The sequence below is a fragment of the Haloprofundus halobius genome, from assembly GCF_020097835.1.
GTDB lineage: Archaea > Halobacteriota > Halobacteria > Halobacteriales > Haloferacaceae > Haloprofundus > Haloprofundus halobius.
This window is the reverse complement of the sequence record NZ_CP083667.1, coordinates 178,349-197,453: the sequence shown is the minus strand read 5'-3', so window position 1 is coordinate 197,453 and position 19,105 is coordinate 178,349. Positions and strand designations below refer to the sequence as shown.

Below are 19,105 nucleotides of genomic sequence, written 5' to 3'. Positions count from 1 at the left end.
GAGCGGACGGGACGCGGGCGTTACATAACTAAATTTGTAACGGCAACGGGGGATTACCGGTTCGCGGGACTATAAAAATATCCGCCTCTCGAGAACAGACTACTTCCAGTATCCATGCGAGGCCCTCCGGGATTCGGCGGTTCCTCGCGGAACTACTCTCGTCACTCGGAGTATTTTTGTGCAAGCCTACAGTTCATCGTGCGGGTGCAACGCGTCACTTCCCGTCTCGTTACGGTTCGGGGTTATATATAAATATTCGCCTCTCGGGAACAAAATGGGCCGGGTGGACGATCGACCGAGATCGACCGAGACGTACATCGACTCCGCTCCGACGCTCGGCGGTTCCTTCCCGAGTCGAGAGCGTACGACGCGGGTGCGAGCGTTCGAGTCCGAGAGTACATCTGCGCGGTTCCGGACTCGGTGTTCGGCGAGTCCGTCGCGACGGAACCACGACACGCGCCCACTTCGCCCGACTGGTCCGACGGCGACGTGAGCCGTCGGAAACTGTTTTAGGGATACCGCCTGACCGCTAGCTATGACAGAACGGGACGCCGGGCGGGTGCTCAAGACGACTGCGCTGTCGCTTCAGTTAGTCGAGCACATCCTCGAACTCGAAGGAGCGAGTCTGGTCGAGCTCGCGGAGGCGTCGGACCTCGCGAAGAGTACGGTTCACAGCCACCTCAACACGCTCGCGGAGTACGGCTACGTCGTCAACGAGGACAACCGGTACCATCTCGGCGCGAAGTTCTGCCACCTCGGCGACTACGTCAGAACCCGCAAGGAGTATCGACGCATCGCAGAGGAGACCATCGAGCATCTGTCGCAGGAGTCGGCGCTGGAGGCGGATTTCGCCGTCGAAGAGAACGGTCGAATCGTCTCGCTGTACGGCGACCTCGATTTCACGAACTTCCCGCAGTTTCTCGTCGACGGAAGCCCCTTCCACGTTCACACGACGGCCTCGGGGAAGGCGATCGTCGCCGAGTATCCCCGAGAGCGCGTCCGAGAAATCGTCGACCGGTGGGGGCTTCCGGCGGCGACGGAGCGCTCGATATCGACGGAGGAGGAACTGTTCACCGAACTGCAGCGGGTCCGCAAACGGGGCTACGCCGAGAGCGACGGAGAGGCCATCGAGGGGCTTTGGGTAGTCGGTAAAGCGGTGAAATCGCCCCGGGGAGAAGTGTACGGTTCGTTGAACCTCTCCGGTCCGTCCTACGCCATCGACAACGAGACGAAGGCGGCGCAGGTCGAACTGTTGACGAAGGCGGCCGGGACGTTCGAGCGGGAAGTGGCCGAGATGTACGGCGCGCCGTCTCCCGGCGGGAGCGGTGCTCGCTAATCGCCGACCGAGTACCGTTCGAGTATCGACCGAGTATTGTTCGAGTCGGCGACGGCTCAACCGGTATCGGGCTCAGACCGGTATCGCGTCCTCGGGCACGACGCCCTCGTCGGTCCAGCCCCGGCGGTCGTAGTACTCGTCGAGCGCCGTCTCGAAGTCGGGGAGGTCGTACGGGAGCGCGTCGTCCGAGCGGTCGAAGCCGCGCCGGTTGTTGAAGTGGCGTTCGAGCGTGACGACTCGACTTCCGACGTCGAGAAGTGTCTCGTACTCCGTCCCGAACAGCATCTCGTAGCGCTCGGGCGTCATGTAGTCGCGGGAGAACTTGCAGACGACGCCGCTGTCGTTGAGCGCCATCTGGTTCTCCTTCTCGATGAGTCGCTGCGGCTTGCCGTCGAGTCCGGTCGGATCCATCGCCTCGTCCTCGGGGACGAGCGGATACTCCTGCGAGTAGAAGACGGCGTACATGTGGTCGGCACCGCGGTTTGCGACCGCGTACGACAGCCCCTGCCCGTGGAGGACGCGCCCCTCGTGGGCGGCGAAGTCCAGCCCCTTCACGGTCCAGTTCTCGACGCCGAGGTCGTCGTGGACCCGACCGATTCCCTCCGCGAGGTCGTCGCCGACGCCCTTCCGATGGGCGATCTTCTCGACGAGATCCCAGATGAGCTCTCTGTTGCCGAACTCGTCCTCGCTGGCGAGGTAGGCGGCGACGGTGTTCCCCGTGGAGATGGCGTCCAATCCGTACTCGTCGCACAGTTTGTTCGACTTCATCACGTCGACGATGTCGTCGACGCCGGAGTTCGACCCGAACGCCATCGCCACCTCGAACTCCGGCCCCTCCGTCTCGACGCCGCGCTCCTCGTCCTTCGTCGGCAGCTTGCACGCGAACGCGCAGGCCGAACAGGTACCCTTCTTGTACTTCTTCGACTCGACGGCGTCGCCGTTGATTCCCTCGACGCCCTCGAACTGTTGCTCGGAGAAGTAGTACGACGGGAGTCCGCCGATTTCGTTTGCGAGGTCCATCACCGCGACCGTCCCCTGCCGCTTCATGATGTGGTCGTCGGTCGCCGCCTCGCGGTGAATCTCCATCTGGCCCGACGGGACCTCGATGTCGGGCGCGGAGTCGCCCTCGAAGCTAATCGCCTTCACGTTCTTCGACCCCATCACCGCCCCCAGACCACCGCGACCGAACGCGCGCTCCTCGCTCGTCATGATGGAGGCGAAGCGGACGCGGTTCTCGCCCGCGGGACCGGCGACGGCGAGGTTCTCGACGCCGAGACCGTGTTCGCCGTCCATGTACGCGCCGACTTCGGAGACGGTCGCGCCTTCGAGCTCCGGCACCGCCTCGAACTCGACGCCGTCGTCGGTGACGTGGACGGCGAGCAGGTCGTCGCTCGCGCCGACGAGTTCGACCGCGGCGTACCCCGCGTCGGCGAAGTTCCGCGACATGAACCCGCCGGCGTTCGACGAGACCAACCCGTCGGTGAGCGGCGAGACGCCGGTGCAGTTCATCCGCCCGGTGAAGCTCATGTTCGACGCCTGCATCGGCCCCGTCGTGAAGAACAGGCGGTTCTCTGCGCCGAACGGGTCGGCGTCGAACGGAATCCGGTCGTGTGCGAGTTTCGTCGCGACGCCCCGGCCGCCGATGTAGGATTCGAGGATCTCGTCGATCGCTTCGGTTCGGCTCTCTTTGGCTCCGACGTCGACTGTGAGAAGCGGTCCAATCGTGTGTAACATTACCGTGTTGGTCGGCCGCGCACGGACAAAGTGGTTACGAATACTGTGTACATCTTCAATGGGAATCGTGGACAAAATTTTTATGACTGTTCCTCATGGTGTCGACCATGACCGCAGGGCCACCCATAGCGGAATTGCATTACGACGACGCACCGAACGTCGACTCCGTTCCGGGACCGAACTCCCGAGCGCTCCTGGAGAAACAGCGCGAGATCGACAGCAGCGCGGTGGCGTATCCCGAGGACATTCCCATCGCCTTCGAGGAGGGGAGAGGTGCAACCGTCCGCGACGTCGACGGTAACACGTTCATCGACATGTTCGCGGGCATCGGCGTGTTGAACGTCGGCCACGCGAACCCCTACGTTCTCGAAGCGGTCCACGAACAGGCGGACAAACTCGTCCACACCGTCGACTTCCCTACCGAAGCGCGTCTCGAACTCATCGAGAAACTCGACGAGATCGCGCCCGGAAGCCTGAGCGGCAACAGTAAAGTCGTCTTCGGCGGTCCGACCGGCAGCGACGCCATCGAGGCCTCGATCAAACTCGCGAAGTACAACACGGAGGGGACTGGCCTCGTCGCGTTCCGCGGCGCGTACCACGGCGCGACCAGCGGCGCGATGAGTCTCACCGGAAACAAGAAGTTCAAAGGCAACTACACGCCGCTTCTCGCCGACGTCACACACGCGCCGTATCCGAACCCCTTCGAGCAGGAAAAGAGCCCACAGGAGTCGGTCGACCACGCGCTCGAAGAGGTACAGGCCATCTTCGAGGACCCCTACGGCGGCCTCGCGAACCCGGCGGGCATCTTCGTCGAACCCATTCAGGGCGAGGGTGGCGTCGTCGCCCCGCCGAAAGGGTTCCTGAAAGGTCTCCGGGACATCGCCGACGACAACGACGTTCCCCTCGTGTTCGACGAGATTCAGAGCGGCCTCGGTCGCTCCGGCCAGTGGTGGGCCAGCGAGTGGTACGACGTGACACCCGACGTGATGACCTCCGCGAAAGCACTCGGCGGCACGGGCTTCCCGCTGTCGGCGACGATGTACCACGAGGACCTCGACACGTGGGGGTCGGGCGATCACGCCGGCACGTACCGCGGCCACGTCGTGGCGATGCGTGCAGGGACTCGCGCCATCGAGTACATCCAGGAGCACGACCTGCTGGCGCACGCCCGCGACCTCGGCGACTCCATCCGGACGCGCCTCGAAGCGGTCGGCGAGAGTAACCCCCGCGTCGGCGAGGTTCGCGGCAAAGGGCTGTTCATCGGCGCGGCGCTCGTCGACGAGCAGGGACGTCCCGACGACGACGCCGCCGACGCCATCCAGGACTACTGCTTCGAGCACGGCGTGCTCGTCTGGAAGGCCGGACGCCACGGCAACGTGCTTCGACTCCTGCCGCCGCTCGTGCTCACCGAGGAGTTGGCCGAGACGGCGCTCGACGTCATCGTCGACGCCATCGAGACCGTCACGTCCGAGAAACAGCGCGTCTGAGTCGATCCCAGCCACGACCGATTTCGACCGGAACCGATATTCGACCACATCCGACCCGAGAACCCACGGAAGATGCCCACAGAACGAATCGTCACGGACGATGCACCGCGCAACGACAACCCCTACTCGCAGGGCGTCGTCGCCGGAGACACGCTGTACGTCTCCGGCTACGGCCCCGTCGACCCGGAGACGGGCGAGGACGTCGACGGCGACGTGCAGGCGCAGACCGAGCGCGTACTGGAGAACGTCGCCGCCGTCGTCGACGAAGCGGGCGGCGACGGACTCGACGACGTCGTCAAGGTGACCGTCTACCTCACGGACCTCGACGACTACGACCGCGTCAACGAGTCCTACGGCGCGAAGTTTTCAGGTGACCCGCCGGCCCGCGTCTGCGTCGAGGTCTCGCGGCTCCCGGGGGACGTCCGCGTCGAGATGGACGCCGTCGCGTACCTCGGATAGAGACTCGGTCGTCCGCGCCGCGTTTCAGTCGTTCAGTTCTTCGAGACGCCGGTCGCGTCGTTCCGCCGCGGTGTCGACCTGCTCGATGAACGCGGACATCTGCGCTTTCATCTCCGAGCGGACATCGGCCGCGGAGAACTCCTCGGAGTCGGCGAGCAGGCGGGTGAACGCGCGCAGTTCCTCGTCGGTGAGGTCGGCGAACTCGCCGTACTCCAGTTTGTCGACGACTTCGTCGACGTCGATTCGGCCGACCGGTTCGACGCTGAAGTCGACTGTCACCATCCGGTAGTCCGACCCGGCGAGCTCCTGTTCGGCTTTGTTGACGCCCTGTGCGAGCATGTCCTTGAACGGCGTGTAGTAGCCCATCGTTCCGAGGTGGAGGAACGCGAGCAGGTCGGTGATACCCTGCGTGTACGCGTCGCGGGCGTCGTCGTCGGGGTTGAACACGGTCTCTCGGTCGCGGTCTTCGAGATGCTCGAAGAGGATGGTGAAGTCGAGGATGGCGTTGCGGAGGCGGCGGCGGATGCGGTTGCGCTTCTGCTTCTTCGAGTGTTCGGTGTAGTCGGTCTTCCGACCGAGGAGGTACTCGCGGTCGCTGGGGGTGAGGATACCGCGTCCGCGGTCCGCCGAGTAAGCGAGGCCGTTGCGTGCCTCTGCGCCGGGGGCGTCCATCTCGGCGGCGTCCGCGTCAGAGCCGTCCGCGTCGTCGGCGTCGGGTGAGTTTCCCATACACAGTTTGTGTGTACTGACGGCAGTAAGGCTTACGACTGGAAACGGCTGGAAACAGGCCGGTCGTGCGAGTTTGTCCGCGGAATTCCCCGCTCAGAATCTGTATATCGCACTCGTCGGAGTTGCGCTCCGTCGCTGTCTCTCGTCACTCGACGCTCGGCCCTCGAATCCGATGGTGAACGAAAGATGGTGCCGCACAGCCCCCGGAGACAGCGTTCTACCCGGGTGAACCTTCGTTACGATTAGAAGAAAGTAAACGGATATCGTATCCATCGGTTTCAATAACCGTAATGTTTAACTGTCTCATGGTTGATAGCCGTGACGTGCGGCACCGTATAGCATAGCGAGCGTTGACAGGGGACAGGCCAATGTACATCGACTGCAATCCACGCGGCGAACGAGACGGCGAACAGCACGTGAATCATCGAACCACGGAGCGGTTCGGGGCGACTACGGTGGTCGGTCGAGCCGTCGGCATTCCAGAGGGAGGGTGGTGACGGATGGGCACTTCGGACGACCAGGGGGCGGTTAGTCAGTTTTTCGACGAGATAGAGCCGGTCATTTTCGCGTTCGGCGCGGGGATCACACTCCTCTTCGTCGCCGCGTTCGCGACGAGGCCCGATCAGGCGTACGAGTTCATACAGGGGATCCAGTACTGGTTGCTCTCGAACTTCAACTGGTTCTTCCTCCTCGTGATGCTGGGGTTCGTCCTCTTTCTCGGGTTCGTCATCTTCGGCCCCTGGGGGAAACTCCAGTTAGGCAACGAGGACCCCGAGTACAGTTACTTCTCGTACTTCGCGATGATGTACTCCGCCGGGTTGGCGGCGGGTATCGTCTTCTGGGGACCGGCTGAGGCGCTGTTCCACTACTCGTCGGTGCCCCCGCTGTATAACGCTCCGGCCGAATCGGCGGCGGCGATGCCGATCGCGATACAGTACTCCATCTTCCACTGGAGTCTCACCCAGTGGTCCTGCTTCACGGTCATGGGGCTGGCCATCGGCTACTACGTCTACAACTACGACGCGCCGCTGCGCGTCTCGGCAGTACTGACGCCGATCCTCGGCGCAGACAACGTCGACGGGATCGTCGGGAAAATCATCGACATCCTCGCGGTGTTCGCGACGCTCGGCGGTGTCGCGACGTCACTCGGATTCATCGGTAGCCAGTTCATCACCGGACTGGACTTCCAGTGGGGGATTCAACTTGGTGACATCGGGACCGTCCTCGTCATCACGGGGATGACGGTCATCTTCACCGTCTCGCTGGTGCTCGGGGTCGACCGCGGGATCCGTCGGCTCTCGAACTTCAACATGACGGTGTTCCTGCTCCTGATGGTCGCCACGTTGATCCTCGGCCCGACGTTCCGCATCCTCGAACTCGCGACACAGGCGACCGGCGGATTCATCGGCGAGTTCTTCCAGATGAGTCTCTACACGCAGCCGGCGGAGACGGCTCCCGACAAGTGGGTGAACAGCTGGACCGTCTTCTACTGGCTGTGGCCGCTGGCGTGGTCGCCGTTCGCGGGGCTGTTCATCGCCCGCATCTCGCGCGGGCGCAGCGTCCGTGAGGTGGCCTTCGCCGGTATCGGCGCGACGTCGATGGCGACGATCCCGTGGTTCGCCATCGTCGGCGGGTCGGCAGTCATCATGCAGAACTCTGGAACGGCGAACGTCCTCGGCCCCATCAGCGAGTACAGCGAAGCGGTCTCCGGATACGTCCTCTTCGGGCAACTTCCCGTCCTCGGGCCGCTCCTGCTGTTCGTGTTCCTCGTCCTCGTGACGACGTTCTTCGTCACGTCGGCGGACTCCTCGACGCTGGCGGTGTCGATGATGACGACCGGCGGGAAGGAGCACCCCTCCTCCATCAACCGCGTCTTCTGGGCGGTGCTGCAGGGACTCGTCGCTTCCATCCTGATGGTGGTCGGCGGCGTCAACGCGCTGCAGTCGGCGGCCATCATCACGGGCGCGCCGTTCGCGGTCGTCTGTCTGGCCGCCATGCTCGGACTCATCAGAACCTTCCAGCAGGAGACCGGCGGCGTGCTCCTGCAGGACCGGACTCGCTTCCTGGGTTCGCCCAAGAAGGACGGGACCGTCGCGCCGGGGAAGGTCGCCGGACAGGACGACGACTGACCCGGTAGCAGACCGGCGGGCGTGGACGGCCGGACGACGCCCACCACACGGCCTCGTCGGACCGTTTTTCGCGGAAGAAGCGACGGCCACCGCCTCGACGAACCCTCCGAACGATAACAAGTTTTAATGTACGCCGTACACGTTCTCTGTGTATGGATAGGGATACCGCGGAGCCCGATACAGCTGCGCTTCCCGGACCCAACGCGCGCGACTGGATCGAGTTCCACACCGAACACGCCGCACCGAGCGAGTACTCCCACGAGTTCGTCTGGGACGTGACCGCCGACGCCGACGGCCCGTTCGTCACCGACGTCGACGGCAACGTCCTCCTCGACTTCACGTGTCACATCGGCGCGGCCCCGCTCGGCTACAACAACGAGAAGATCCTCGCGAAGCTCCGCGAGTTCGACCTCGTCGAGCCGATGAAAATCGCGGGGCAGGATATGTACTTCGGCGCGGGGCCGGACCCCGAGACCGCCGAGTTCCCCGGCGCGAGCCACCTGATGGAGAAACTCGTCGACGTGTCGAGTCAGTACGGGATGGACACGGTGTTCCTCTCGAACTCCGGCGCGGAAGCCGTCGAGAACGCGGCGAAGATTTCCCACGACCACAACCCCACGGCGAAGTACGCCTACGCGTTCGACGGAAGCTTCCACGGCCGAACCCTCGGCACGCTGTCGCTGACGTTCTCGAAGCCGGTGTACACCCGCCACTACCCCGAAATCGCGGGCGTGAAGACGGTCCCCTTCTGCGACTGCGCGGACGCGAGCGCGGGCGACTGTGACTGCGGTTTCGCCCGCGAGAACGGCTCGCAGTTGCGCGACTCGCTCGAACCCGAGGGCGGCCACGTCGACCCCGACGAGGTCGCCTTCGCCGTCCTCGAGCCGATTCAGGGCGTCGGCGGCTACCGCTTCCCGAACGAGGCGTTCATGGCCGAGGTGGGTGACGTCTGCGAGACGTACGACATCCCGCTCGTCGTCGACGAGATACAGTCCGGCGTCGGCAGAACCGGGAAGATGTGGGCGTCGGACCACTACCCCATCGAACCGGACGTCATCGCGAGCGCGAAGGCGCTGCGCGTCGGCGCGACCATCTCGAAGAAGGAGATCTTCCCGGAGGAGAAGAACCGCCTCGGGTCGACGTTCGGCGGCGGCGACCTCCTCGGCTCCATGCAGGGCGCGTTCACGCTGGAGGCCATCGAGGAGTACGACCTCCTCGACAACGCTACCGAGCGCGGCCGACAGGCCAAGGAACTGCTCCGCGACGGCGCGCCCGACCACGTCGACGACGTGCGCGGCAAAGGGCTGATGCTCGCCGTCGAGTTCGACACCACGGAGCGCCGAAACGCGGTCGTTCAGGCCGCCCTGAAACGGGGCCTGCTCACCCTCGGCTGCGGAAAGAAGACGATTCGCCTGCTCCCGCCGCTGGACTCGACAGAGCGGGAGATCGAGATGGGTATCGACATCTTCACCGAGGCGATGGACGACGTGGCCTCGAAGGCGCTGGCCTGAATCGGCGACGGGACGTTTCCAGAGCCCTCGAATCGCGCGAAAACGCCCGCCTCCGATGAGTCGTCAACGATTTTCGCTCCCGCTCTACGTCTCCGTGTCGAGGCTGTTTCTCACGACGCTCACGCCGTCCAGCGCATCGAGCGCGGCCAGCGCGTCGCGGAGGTGGTCGGGACCGCTCCCCTCGACGCCGACGCGGACCGGCGTCCGGTTGAGGTCGTCGGCCGCCGTCCGTCGGGCGCGTTCGAGCGTGTCGAGTTCCGCACCCCGTTCCTCGACGACATCGGTCACATCGCCGAGAACCGTCGGCCACCGGGCGAGTTCGAGGCGGGCCTCGGCGTAGCGCCCGATTCGTTCGAGACCCACTCGACAGAGTTCGGCGTGGTCCGTGAGGTTGGCGTTACCGCCGGAGACGACGGCCGCGACGCGTTCACCCTCGACGTCGACGGCTCCCGAGAGCAACGCTGCGACCGGGGCTGCGCCCGCCGCTTCGGCGACGGTCTTCGCCCGCTCGGCGAGTAACGCCGTCGCGACGGCGATGTCGGCGTCGCTCACCGAGACAACGTCGTCGACGCGCTCGCGAACGACGGCGAACGTCTTCTCCAGCAGCCGGGCGTCGGCGATACCCTCGGCGACGGTATCGACGTTCGAGAGCACGTGAATCTCGTCGCCTACGAGCGAGGGTTTGGCGTGGGCCGCCCCCTCGGGTTGGACGCCGACGACGCGGATACTCGGGTCGTGGGCTTTCGCAGCCGTCGCGATGCCCGAGATGAGGCCGCCCCCGCCGATGGAGACGAGCACCGTGTCCACGTCGGGGTCCTGTTCGAACAGTTCGAGGCCGACGGTTCCCTGGCCGGCGATGACGTGCTCGTCGTCGAACGGGTGGACGAACGCCAGTTCCTCCTCGTCTGCGAGTTCCAGCGCGTGCTCGTAGGAGCGTTCGTAGTCGCCGCCCTCGACGACGACCTCGGCCCCGTAGCCGCGCGTCGCGTCGATTTTCGCCGCCGGTGTCACCTCCGGAACGACGATGGTGGCGTCGATATCGAGCAACCCCCCGGCGAGCGCGACACCCTGTGCGTGGTTGCCGGCACTAGCGGCGACGACGCCGCGTTCGCGCGCCTCCGCCGAGAGCTGAGCCATCGCGTTGTACGCGCCGCGAATCTTGAACGACCCCGTCCGCTGAACGTTCTCGAGTTTGAGACCCACGGCGGCGGCCCCGCTGCGCTCGGCGAATGTCGTCGACCCGTCGAGAGGCGTCCGGTGGACGACGTCCGCGAGGCGCTCGCGGGCGGCCTCCACGTCCTCGACGGTGACGACTTCGTCGGCCGTCGGTATCTCGTCCGAGACGTCCGACGACGGACTCACGGTTCGTCCACCCCGTCGTCCGAGACGGCGAGGATCGCCTCCGTGAGCAGTTCGACGCCGGTGTCGAGGCTACGCTCGTCGACGTCGAAGGTCGGCGTGTGGTGGCTCGTCGGATGGTCGGTGCCGACGATGAGGTAGGACGCGAGGCCCCCCTCCCACTGGACGCGCTGCATGAGGAACGTCGCGTCCTCGCTCGCGCCGAAGTCGGCGGTGGGGACGACGGTGTCGACGCCGTCGACGCCGCGGGCGACGCCGGCGACGACGTCGACGAGTTCGGGGTCGCTGTCGGCGCGGGGACTCTCGCTCACGATGGTGACGTCGGCCTCGCAGCCGTGCATCTCGGCGGCCGTCTCGAACGTCTGCGTGAGCGCTTGCTTCGCGTACTCCATGAGTTCCGTCGTCTCGCCGCGGGCCTCGGCGACGGCCCCGACGTCCTCGGCGATGACGTTGCTCGCCGTGCCGCCCTCGACGCGGCCGACGTTGACGCGGGTCATCCCGTCGGCGTGCCGCGGGATGCCGTAGACGTTCTGGATGGCGGTGCCGAGCGCCTGGATGGCGTTGTCGCCGTCCTGCGGCGCTTTCCCGGCGTGTGCGGAGGTTCCCTCTATATCGACGTCGACGTGACACATCGCCAGCGGGCGCTCGATGCCGGCGACGACTTCTCCCGTGGGGTGGTCGAGGCCGACGTGGACGGCGAAGAAGTAGTCGAGCCCCTCGGCGTACTCGCTTTCGGCCATCGGACAACCGCCGCCGGAGACCTCCTCTGCAGGCTGGAAGAACACCACGAGTCGGCCGGCGAACTCGCTATCTTGTATGGCCTCTAGCGTGGCGAGCCCCCAGGTCATGTGCGCGTCGTGACCGCAGGCGTGCATCGTCTCGCCGGTCTCCGAGCGGAATCCCTCGGCCGCCGGGACGTGGTCGTCGCCGTCGGACTCCTCGATGAACAGCCCGTCGATGTCGACGCGGAGGCCGACGGTCGGTCCCTCACCGCGGTCGAGGACGGCGACAGCTCCCGTGTTGCCGCCCGCCATCTTCTCGAGGAGATCGTCGTCCACGCCACGCTCGCGGGCGCGTTGGTACCACGCTTCGACGCGATCCTCGGCTGGGACAGCCATCCGGTCGTCGGGGTCGTACGCCTCCGGTCCGACCGCGAGTTCGTCGACGCCGATGGCCCGGAGTTCCTCGACCAGCCAGGCGGTCGTCTGGAACTCGCACCACCCGGGTTCCGGATACCGGTGGAGGTGTCGTCGCAACTCGCTCAGTCGCGCTCGTATCGGCTCGGCCATGGGCTAGTGTGACAGAGACACGCACTTAACTGTGAACGATTTTCGTTGATGGTGGTTACACAAAAACACTAAGTCGGACTCTGACAATGGTACGACCGTACACGCCGGACGAGTCGCACGATTCGAACGGGTCGTGCGGTTCGCGAGCGTCCGCAACCGGAGCCAGCACCGTCCGGCAGAGGAAACACTCAGATGACCACCAATCCCGACGTCGTCGTCCTCCGCGAGGGGACGGAAGGACTCTCGATGGAACCGTACGCCGAACTGTTGCGCGAACGCCTCCCCGACCGGACGGTCGCGCTCGCCCGAACGCCGAAACAGGAGCGCGAACTCATCGCCGAGGCGCGAGTCGTCACCGGCATCAGCCTCGACGAGGAACTGCTCGCGCGCGCCGAGCGCCTCGAACTGTTCGCCTGCACGTTCGCCGGCACCGACCACCTGCCGATGGGCGCGCTCGCCGACCGCGGCGTCGCCGTCACCAACGCGGGCGGCATCCACGCACCGGGCATCGCCGAGCAGGCCATCGGCAACATGCTCACCTTCACCCGTCGACTCCACGAGGGGTGGCGACGGAAGCAGCGCTCGGAGTGGCGGCACTTCCAGTCGCACGAGTTCTCCGGCAGCACGGTCACCGTCGTCGGTCTCGGCTCCATCGGCGAGGCGCTCGTCCAGCGCCTACAGGGGTTCGAGGTCGACACCATCGGCGTCCGCTACACGCCCGAGAAGGGCGGGCCAACCGACGAGGTCGTTGGATTCGACGAGGACGCCATCCACGACGCGCTCTCGCGCAGCGAGTACGTCGTCCTCGCCTGCCCGCTCAACGACCTGACCCGCGGCCTCATCGGTGACGAGGAGTTCGCGACGATGCGACCCGACGCGGTGCTCGTCAACACCGCTCGCGGCGGCATCGTCGACACCGACGCGCTCGTCTCGGCACTCCGGTGGAACAAGATTCGCGGCGCGGCGCTGGACGTGACCGACCCCGAGCCGCTGCCGGCCGACCATCCGCTTTGGGACCTCGAAAACTGCCACATCACGCCACACACGGGCGGTCACACGCCGAAACACTGGGACCGACTCGCCGCCATCGTCACCGAGAACGTCGGCCGCCTCGACGCGGGCGAGGAACTGGCGAACCAACTGCTCGCGCCGGAGTCGGCCTGACCGTCTCGATGACCGCGACAGACCCCTCGGACGACCCGACCACGACAGACTCCTTAGCCGACTCTACCGCGTCCGACCCTTCCGCCGACCCGCGTGCGGCGTACGACTACGTCGGCGGCGAGGTCGCCCGCTCGGGCGTCGTCCGCGACCTCGAAGCGCGCGTCGACGGTGACGTGCGCTTCGACGAGTACACGCGCCAGCTGTACGCGACCGACGCCTCCGCCTACGAGGTCGTCCCCATCGGCGTCGTCTTCCCGACGTCGACCGACGACGTGGCGACTGTCGTCGACTACTGCGCACGGCGAGAGATTCCCGTCCTCCCTCGTGGCGGCGGCACCAGTCTCGCCGGACAAGCCGTCAACGAAGCGGTCGTCCTCGACTTCAGTCGCTACATGGACGCCGTCGTCGAGGTCGACGCCGAGGAGGAGAGCGCGACCGCACAGGCCGGAACGATCCTCGCGGACCTGAACGAACGTGCCGCCCCACACGACCTCAAATTCGCGCCCGACCCAGCGGCGGGCAATCGGAGCGTCCTCGGCGGCGCCATCGGCAACAACTCGACGGGCGCGCACTCGCTGCAGTACGGCAAGACCGACTACTACGTCGAGGAGGCGGAGGTCGTTCTCGCCGACGGCACCGTGACGACGTTCGGCGAGATGTCTGTCGACGAACTCCGCGAGAAGGCCGACCCCGATTCAGACCGTTGGGGCGACTCTGGACCGGTAAGCGACCTCCTGCCCCGGATTTACGCCGAGGTCGTCCGCATCCTCGACGAGGAAGCCGACGAGATCGACGCGCGCTACCCGGACCTCAAGCGAAACGTCTCGGGGTACAATCTCGACATGCTCGTCGACGAGGCGCGCGGCGAGCGGCGGATGGCCGACGATTCCGGCATCGACCCCGACAGCGAGGCCGGGACGGTCAACCTCGCGCGCCTACTCGCCGGGAGCGAGGGGACGCTCGCAATCGTCACCGAAGCCACGGTGTCGCTCGAACCGATTCCCGAGACGAAAGCCGTCGCGCTCCTCACGTACGAGGACGTGTACGACGCCGCCGCGGACGTCGCGCCCATCCTCGACCACGGCCCCGCCGCCGTCGAACTCATCGACGACGTGCTCATCGACCTCGCGCTGGAGACCGCCGAGTTCCGCGACGTCGCCGCGTCGCTCCCCGACGGGACGCGCGGCGCGCTCCTCGTCGAGTTCTACGCCGACTCCGAGGCGGACGGTCGCCAGCAGGTCGCAGACCTCCTCGCCGCGCGGGTACCGTCAGCGACGCCCGAGGCGACGCCGTCTGCGGGAATCGAACTCGCCGACGACGCCCGCGCGTTCGCGGCGCTGGAGGCCCACGACGCCGAGGAGCGCGCCGGACTCTGGAAGATGCGGAAGGCGGCCGCACCGATCCTGCTGTCGCGGACGACCGACGAGAAGCACATCTCGTTCATCGAGGACTGCGCGGTCCCCGCCGAGCGACTCCCGGAGTACGTCGACCGGTTCCGCGATGTCATCGACGAGTACGACGCGAACACGAGTTTCTACGCCCACGCCGGGCCGGGCGTTCTCCACGTCCGCCCGCTCGTCGACACGAAGACCGCCGAGGGACTGGAGGCGTTCGAGACCATCGCCGACGCGGTGACGGAGTTCGTCGTCGAGTTCGGCGGGTCGGTGTCGGGCGAGCACGGCGACGGCCGCGCGCGCTCCCAGTGGAACCGCAAGTTGTACGGCGACCGTCTCTGGGACGCGTTCCGCGAGGTGAAGACCGCGTTCGACCCCAACTGGCTGTTGAACCCCGGACAGGTCTGCGGCTACGCCGAGTCCGAGACCGTCCCGGCGGACGTCCCCTCGCGGGCGAGCGTCGTCTCGATGACCGAGAACCTCCGCCTCTCGCCCGAGTACGAGTTCGACCCCGACTTCGAACCCACGCTCGAGTGGGAGAACGCGAACGGCTTTCAGGGAATGGCCGAGCTCTGTCACGGCTGCGGGGGCTGTCGCGGAAACCAGGACACGACGGGCGGGGTGATGTGTCCGACCTACCGCGCCGCCGAGGAAGAGAGCCTCTCGACGCGGGGTCGCGCGAACATGCTCCGACAGGCGATGAGCGGCGACCTCTCCGAGGAGAGCCACGACGTCGAGTTTATGCGCGAAATCGTCGACCTCTGCGTCGGCTGTAAGGGCTGTGCGCGCGACTGTCCGAGCGAAGTCGACATGGCGAAACTCAAAGCCGAGATCGAACACGCTCACCACGAGCGCCACGGCGCGAGCCTCCGCGACCGGCTGTTTGCCGAAGTCGACCGACTCAACGCCCTCGGGTCGGTGCTCGCGCCCGTCTCGAACTTCGCACCGAAGCTTCCGGGCGCGCGGACGCTCATGGAGAAGACCGTCGGCATCGCGCGAGAGCGGTCGCTGCCGACGTTCCACCGCGAGACGTTCGTCGACTGGTTCGACGAGCGCGGCGGCTCCCGAGTTCCGGCGTCGTCGGCCGACCGGAGGGTGCTGCTCTTCCCGGACACGTACACGAACTACAACCACCCCGAGGCGGGGAAAGCGGCCGTCCGCGTGCTCGAAGCCGCGGGCGTCCACGTCGCGCTCCCCGACGGCGTCACCTCGACCGGCCGACCCGCCCACTCGAAGGGCTTTCTCGACCGCTCGCGGGAACGAGCCGAGACGAACGTGGCGGCGCTCTCCCCCCGCGTCGCGGATGGCTGGGACGTCGTCCTCGTCGAACCGTCGGACGCGGTGATGCTCCAGTCGGACTACCTCGACCTGTTGGGCGGGTCACAGGCGTCGAACGACAGCTCCGTCGCGGACGTCGAAGCCGTCGCGGCCAACACCTACGGGGTGATGGAGTATCTCGACGCGTTCCGACTCGACGAGGCGCTCTCGTTCTCTGCGCCCGCCGAGTCGCTGACCTACCACGGCCACTGCCACCAGAAGGCGACGCGGAAGGACCACCACGCCGTCGGCGTGCTCCGGCGGACGGGCTACGAGGTCGACCCGCTGGATTCGGGCTGTTGTGGAATGGCGGGCAGTTTCGGCTACGAGGCCGAACACTACTCGATGAGCAGAGCCATCGCCCGCGTTCTGTATGACCAAATCGACGACAGCGACGGCGACGTCGTCGTCGCTCCCGGCGCGTCGTGCCGCACGCAACTCGGTGACCGGGGGGCGTCGGCTTCGGAGCCGCCGCACCCAATCGAGAAAGTCGCCGAGGCGCTGGGGCGCTGAAACGTCGATTTCGGCGTTTCGGAGGGACCGAGCGCGGTCAGCGCGAGCGGCGCGTCAGGGCCACAGTCCCCGCGTCTCCTTCGCTTCGCCGATGCGCGAGAGCGCCACCGCGTAGGCGGCGTCACGCCACGACAGGTCGCGCTCATCGACTTCGGCGCGGACGGCGTTCCACGCCTTCAGCATCTCCTGTTCGAGTTCCTCGTGGACTCTGTCGAGCGGCCACGTCCGGCGGTTGATGTCCTGCAACCACTCGAAGTACGAGACGGTGACGCCGCCGGCGTTCGCGAGGATGTCCGGAATCACCGGGACGCCGCGCTCTTCGAGAACCGTGTCGGCGGCGAACGTCGTCGGTCCGTTCGCGCCCTCGACGATCATCTCCGCTTGCACGTCGTCGACGTTGTCGGCGGTGATGACGTTGCTGACGGCGGCCGGAACGAGAACGTCGACATCGAGTTCGAACAGTTCGGCGTTCGTCAGCGTCTCCGGTGCGTCGTACCCCGAGACCATCCCCGGGCGTTCGTCGTGACTTTCGACGTCGTTCGTGTCGAGTCCGTCGGGGTCGTATATCGCGCCGTCGACGTCGCTGACGGCGACGATTTTCGCGCCCCACTCGTCGAGGAGGCGCGCCGCGTTCGCGCCGACGCTACCGAACCCCTGTACGGCGACGGTCGTCTCCTCGATGTCCCAGTCGTAGTAGTCGATGGCCTCGCGCGTGATGATGGCGACGCTCCGGCCGGGCGCTTCCTCGCGACCGTGCGACCCGCCGACTGACGGCGGTTTGCCGGTGACGACGCCGGGGATGGTCTCGCCCTCCTGCATCGAGTAGGCGTCCATGAACCACGCCATCGTCTGCGAGTCCGTCCCCATGTCGGGCGCGGGAACGTCCTTCTTCGGTCCGATGGCGGCGCGTATCTCCTCGGCGAAGCGCCGCGTGAGTCGCTCACGCTCCGTCTCAGAGAGCGTCTTCGGGTCGACTGCGACACCGCCCTTCCCGCCACCGAAGGGGAGGTCCATCACGGCGCACTTCCACGTCATCCACATCGACAGGCCGATACACTCCTCGGCGTTGACTTCGGGGTGGTAGCGAAGTCCGCCCTTGTAGGGACCGCGGACGTCGTCGTGCTGGGCGCGGAAACCGGTGTACACCTCCAGCGTACCGTCGTCGCGCCGAAGCGGGACAGAAACCTGCTGAACGCGAGTCGGGTGTTTCAGCCGTTCGACGATACCTGAGTCGATGTCGACGTTAGCGGCCGCGCGTTCGAGTTGTCGGCGAGCGTTCGACAGCGTCGATTCGGTGTCGGTCATGTCCGTAGCGTCTGTCGCCGCGTCGGTTTTCTCTGTCGGTTCGTCGTCGTCATCTCAGGCGGTGAACAGCCGTCGGGGGAAGTCGGCGAGCGGTTCGGCACCGGTGGCGGTGACGCGGAACGTCTCGCTGAGTTCGACGCCGAAGTCGTCGAACCAGAGGCCGGGAATGGTGTGGAACGTCATGTTCTCCTCCAACACCGTCTCGTCGCCGGGACGGAGACTCGCGGTGTGCTCGCCCCAGTCCGGCGGGTAGCCCAGCCCCATCGAGTAGCCGATGCGGTCGGCCTTCTCGACGCCGTACTTCGCGATGGTGTCGCGCCACGCCTTCTCGACCCGTTCGGCGGTGACGCCGGGTTCGGCGGCGTCGAGTGCGGCTTCCATCCCCTCGACGACTATCTCGGCGGTCTCCTCTATCTCCTCGGACGGATCGCCGACGAACGTCGTCCGCGCGAGCGGCGAGTGGTAACGGTGTCGACAGCCCGACAGTTCGATGAGCACCGGGTCGCCGTTCCGGAAGGGACGGTCGGTCCACGTCAGATGCGGCGTCCCGGTGTAGTCGCCCGAGGGCATCAGCGGGACGATAGCCGGGTAGTCGCCGCCGTACTCGTCGGTCCCGTCGATGAGCGCCGAGTAGATGGCCTCGGCCGCCTCGTACTCGGGGACGCCCTCGCCGATGGCGTCGAGGCCGGCCTGCATCGCGTTCTCGGAGATGCGGGCGGCCTGCTCCATGTACTCCAGTTCGGCCTCCGACTTCTTCACGCGCACCCAGTTGACGAGCAGCGTGATGTCCTCGAAGTCGGCCTCGGGGAGGTTGTTCTGCAGGCGCGTGTAGGACTTCGCGGTGAAGTAGTACGCGTCCATCTCCAGGCCGATTCGGCCGTCGTCGACGCCGAGGTCCGAGAGCACATCCGCGAAGAAGTCCATCGGGTGGAGGTCACGCGGCGACTGGACGTGGTCGTCGCTGTACGGACGGATGCTCTCCTCTGCGAGTTGCGTCGTCGCGCGCGCACCCGTCGCGTCCATCTGGCGGCCGACCCAGATGGGTTCGTCGCGGTCCGGCGTGAGAATGACCGCCTGGTGGACGTAGAACGACCATCCGTCGTAGCCGGTGAGATAGTTCATGTTCGCCGGGTCGCTGACGACGGCGGCGTCCAATCCCTCCTCCTCCATCCGCGCTTTCGTCCGGGCGATTCGTCGGTCGTACTCCGCTGTATCGAACACCGCTTGAGCCATGACAACGTCTCGCGTTGTCGGTTCGGAGGGCGACTGTATAACTTTTTTGTGTACGTTAAATACGGATTGTGTGTACGCTTCGCTCGGGAGTCGACGACCCGAGGCCGCGAGTCGGGTCGCGGAGACATCTTCCACCGAGGCTGTCG

General features: G+C 66.2%; 13 protein-coding genes. 7 read left to right on the top strand and 6 right to left on the bottom strand.

Annotated features, from left to right (window positions below; all coding sequences use genetic code 11):
• The first annotated feature begins 535 nt into the window (after positions 1–535).
• Positions 536–1,336, top strand: coding sequence for an IclR family transcriptional regulator (locus tag LAQ74_RS17850; RefSeq protein ID WP_224338052.1), 801 nt, complete (start codon positions 536–538; stop codon positions 1,334–1,336).
• Between the two features lie 72 nt (positions 1,337–1,408).
• Here LAQ74_RS17850 and LAQ74_RS17845 read toward each other — a convergent pair whose 3' ends face one another.
• The gene (locus LAQ74_RS17845) at positions 1,409–3,070 is read right to left on the bottom strand and encodes an aldehyde ferredoxin oxidoreductase family protein (protein ID WP_224338050.1); all 1,662 of its coding nucleotides are present in this window, start codon (positions 3,068–3,070) and stop codon (positions 1,409–1,411) included.
• A gap of 107 nt (positions 3,071–3,177) precedes the next feature.
• Between LAQ74_RS17845 and LAQ74_RS17840 the strand changes: the two genes are divergently transcribed.
• Both LAQ74_RS17840 and LAQ74_RS17835 read left to right on the top strand, forming a co-directional pair.
• Positions 3,178–4,557: an aspartate aminotransferase family protein gene (locus LAQ74_RS17840; RefSeq protein ID WP_224338048.1), complete on the top strand. Its 1,380-nt coding sequence runs from the start codon at positions 3,178–3,180 to the stop codon at positions 4,555–4,557.
• 72 nt (positions 4,558–4,629) lie between these two features.
• On the top strand, positions 4,630–5,016 hold the full coding sequence (locus tag LAQ74_RS17835; protein WP_224338046.1) for a Rid family detoxifying hydrolase: 387 nt from the start codon (positions 4,630–4,632) through the stop codon (positions 5,014–5,016).
• 24 nt (positions 5,017–5,040) lie between these two features.
• On the opposite strand, the gene LAQ74_RS17830 is transcribed toward LAQ74_RS17835, so the two are convergent.
• Positions 5,041–5,688: a DUF8102 family protein gene (locus LAQ74_RS17830; RefSeq protein ID WP_224338077.1), complete on the bottom strand. Its 648-nt coding sequence runs from the start codon at positions 5,686–5,688 to the stop codon at positions 5,041–5,043.
• 557 nt (positions 5,689–6,245) lie between these two features.
• Here LAQ74_RS17830 and LAQ74_RS17825 point away from each other — a divergent pair.
• Positions 6,246–7,874 (top strand): BCCT family transporter, encoded by a 1,629-nt coding sequence (locus LAQ74_RS17825; RefSeq protein ID WP_224338044.1) that lies wholly within the window; start codon positions 6,246–6,248, stop codon positions 7,872–7,874.
• Positions 7,875–8,026: 152 nt separating this feature from the next.
• Positions 8,027–9,385 (top strand): aminotransferase class III-fold pyridoxal phosphate-dependent enzyme, encoded by a 1,359-nt coding sequence (locus LAQ74_RS17820; RefSeq protein WP_224338042.1) that lies wholly within the window; start codon positions 8,027–8,029, stop codon positions 9,383–9,385.
• Between the two features lie 84 nt (positions 9,386–9,469).
• Here the strand turns inward: LAQ74_RS17820 and ilvA are convergent, their stop codons facing one another.
• Positions 9,470–10,747: a threonine ammonia-lyase gene (gene ilvA, locus LAQ74_RS17815; protein WP_224338040.1), complete on the bottom strand. Its 1,278-nt coding sequence runs from the start codon at positions 10,745–10,747 to the stop codon at positions 9,470–9,472.
• Positions 10,744–12,033: an amidohydrolase gene (locus LAQ74_RS17810; RefSeq protein ID WP_224338038.1), complete on the bottom strand. Its 1,290-nt coding sequence runs from the start codon at positions 12,031–12,033 to the stop codon at positions 10,744–10,746. The genes ilvA and LAQ74_RS17810 overlap by 4 nt, the downstream gene beginning before the upstream one ends.
• 192 nt (positions 12,034–12,225) lie before the next feature.
• On the opposite strand from LAQ74_RS17810, the gene LAQ74_RS17805 reads away from it, so the two are divergent.
• Both LAQ74_RS17805 and LAQ74_RS17800 read left to right on the top strand, forming a co-directional pair.
• Entirely contained in the window at positions 12,226–13,197 is a 972-nt protein-coding gene (locus LAQ74_RS17805) for a D-2-hydroxyacid dehydrogenase (protein WP_224338036.1), read from the top strand.
• A gap of 8 nt (positions 13,198–13,205) precedes the next feature.
• On the top strand, positions 13,206–16,421 hold the full coding sequence (locus LAQ74_RS17800) for an FAD-binding and (Fe-S)-binding domain-containing protein (protein ID WP_224338034.1): 3,216 nt from the start codon (positions 13,206–13,208) through the stop codon (positions 16,419–16,421).
• Between the two features lie 54 nt (positions 16,422–16,475).
• Here LAQ74_RS17800 and gdhB read toward each other — a convergent pair whose 3' ends face one another.
• The gene (gene gdhB / locus LAQ74_RS17795; RefSeq protein ID WP_224338032.1) at positions 16,476–17,726 is read right to left on the bottom strand and encodes a glutamate dehydrogenase GdhB; all 1,251 of its coding nucleotides are present in this window, start codon (positions 17,724–17,726) and stop codon (positions 16,476–16,478) included.
• A 54-nt stretch (positions 17,727–17,780) separates the two neighbouring features.
• Complete coding sequence (locus tag LAQ74_RS17790; RefSeq protein ID WP_224338030.1) at positions 17,781–18,959, bottom strand: M24 family metallopeptidase; 1,179 nt, start codon at positions 18,957–18,959, stop codon at positions 17,781–17,783.
• Between the last annotated feature and the right edge of the window lie 146 nt (positions 18,960–19,105).

Excerpts from the sequence above, each read along its gene's own strand:
- LAQ74_RS17825 (WP_224338044.1), top strand. The coding sequence starts at position 6,246 with ATGGGCACTTCGGACGACCAGGGGGCGGTTAGTCAGTTTTTCGACGAG.
- LAQ74_RS17790 (WP_224338030.1), bottom strand. The coding sequence starts at position 18,959 with ATGGCTCAAGCGGTGTTCGATACAGCGGAGTACGACCGACGAATCGCC.
- LAQ74_RS17820 (WP_224338042.1), top strand. The coding sequence starts at position 8,027 with ATGGATAGGGATACCGCGGAGCCCGATACAGCTGCGCTTCCCGGACCC.
- LAQ74_RS17830 (WP_224338077.1), bottom strand. The coding sequence starts at position 5,688 with ATGGACGCCCCCGGCGCAGAGGCACGCAACGGCCTCGCTTACTCGGCG.
- LAQ74_RS17800 (WP_224338034.1), top strand. The coding sequence starts at position 13,206 with ATGACCGCGACAGACCCCTCGGACGACCCGACCACGACAGACTCCTTA.
- LAQ74_RS17835 (WP_224338046.1), top strand. The coding sequence starts at position 4,630 with ATGCCCACAGAACGAATCGTCACGGACGATGCACCGCGCAACGACAAC.
- LAQ74_RS17845 (WP_224338050.1), bottom strand. The coding sequence starts at position 3,070 with ATGTTACACACGATTGGACCGCTTCTCACAGTCGACGTCGGAGCCAAA.
- LAQ74_RS17810 (WP_224338038.1), bottom strand. The coding sequence starts at position 12,033 with ATGGCCGAGCCGATACGAGCGCGACTGAGCGAGTTGCGACGACACCTC.
- gdhB (WP_224338032.1), bottom strand. The coding sequence starts at position 17,726 with ATGACCGACACCGAATCGACGCTGTCGAACGCTCGCCGACAACTCGAA.
- LAQ74_RS17840 (WP_224338048.1), top strand. The coding sequence starts at position 3,178 with ATGACCGCAGGGCCACCCATAGCGGAATTGCATTACGACGACGCACCG.
- LAQ74_RS17805 (WP_224338036.1), top strand. The coding sequence starts at position 12,226 with ATGACCACCAATCCCGACGTCGTCGTCCTCCGCGAGGGGACGGAAGGA.
- LAQ74_RS17850 (WP_224338052.1), top strand. The coding sequence starts at position 536 with ATGACAGAACGGGACGCCGGGCGGGTGCTCAAGACGACTGCGCTGTCG.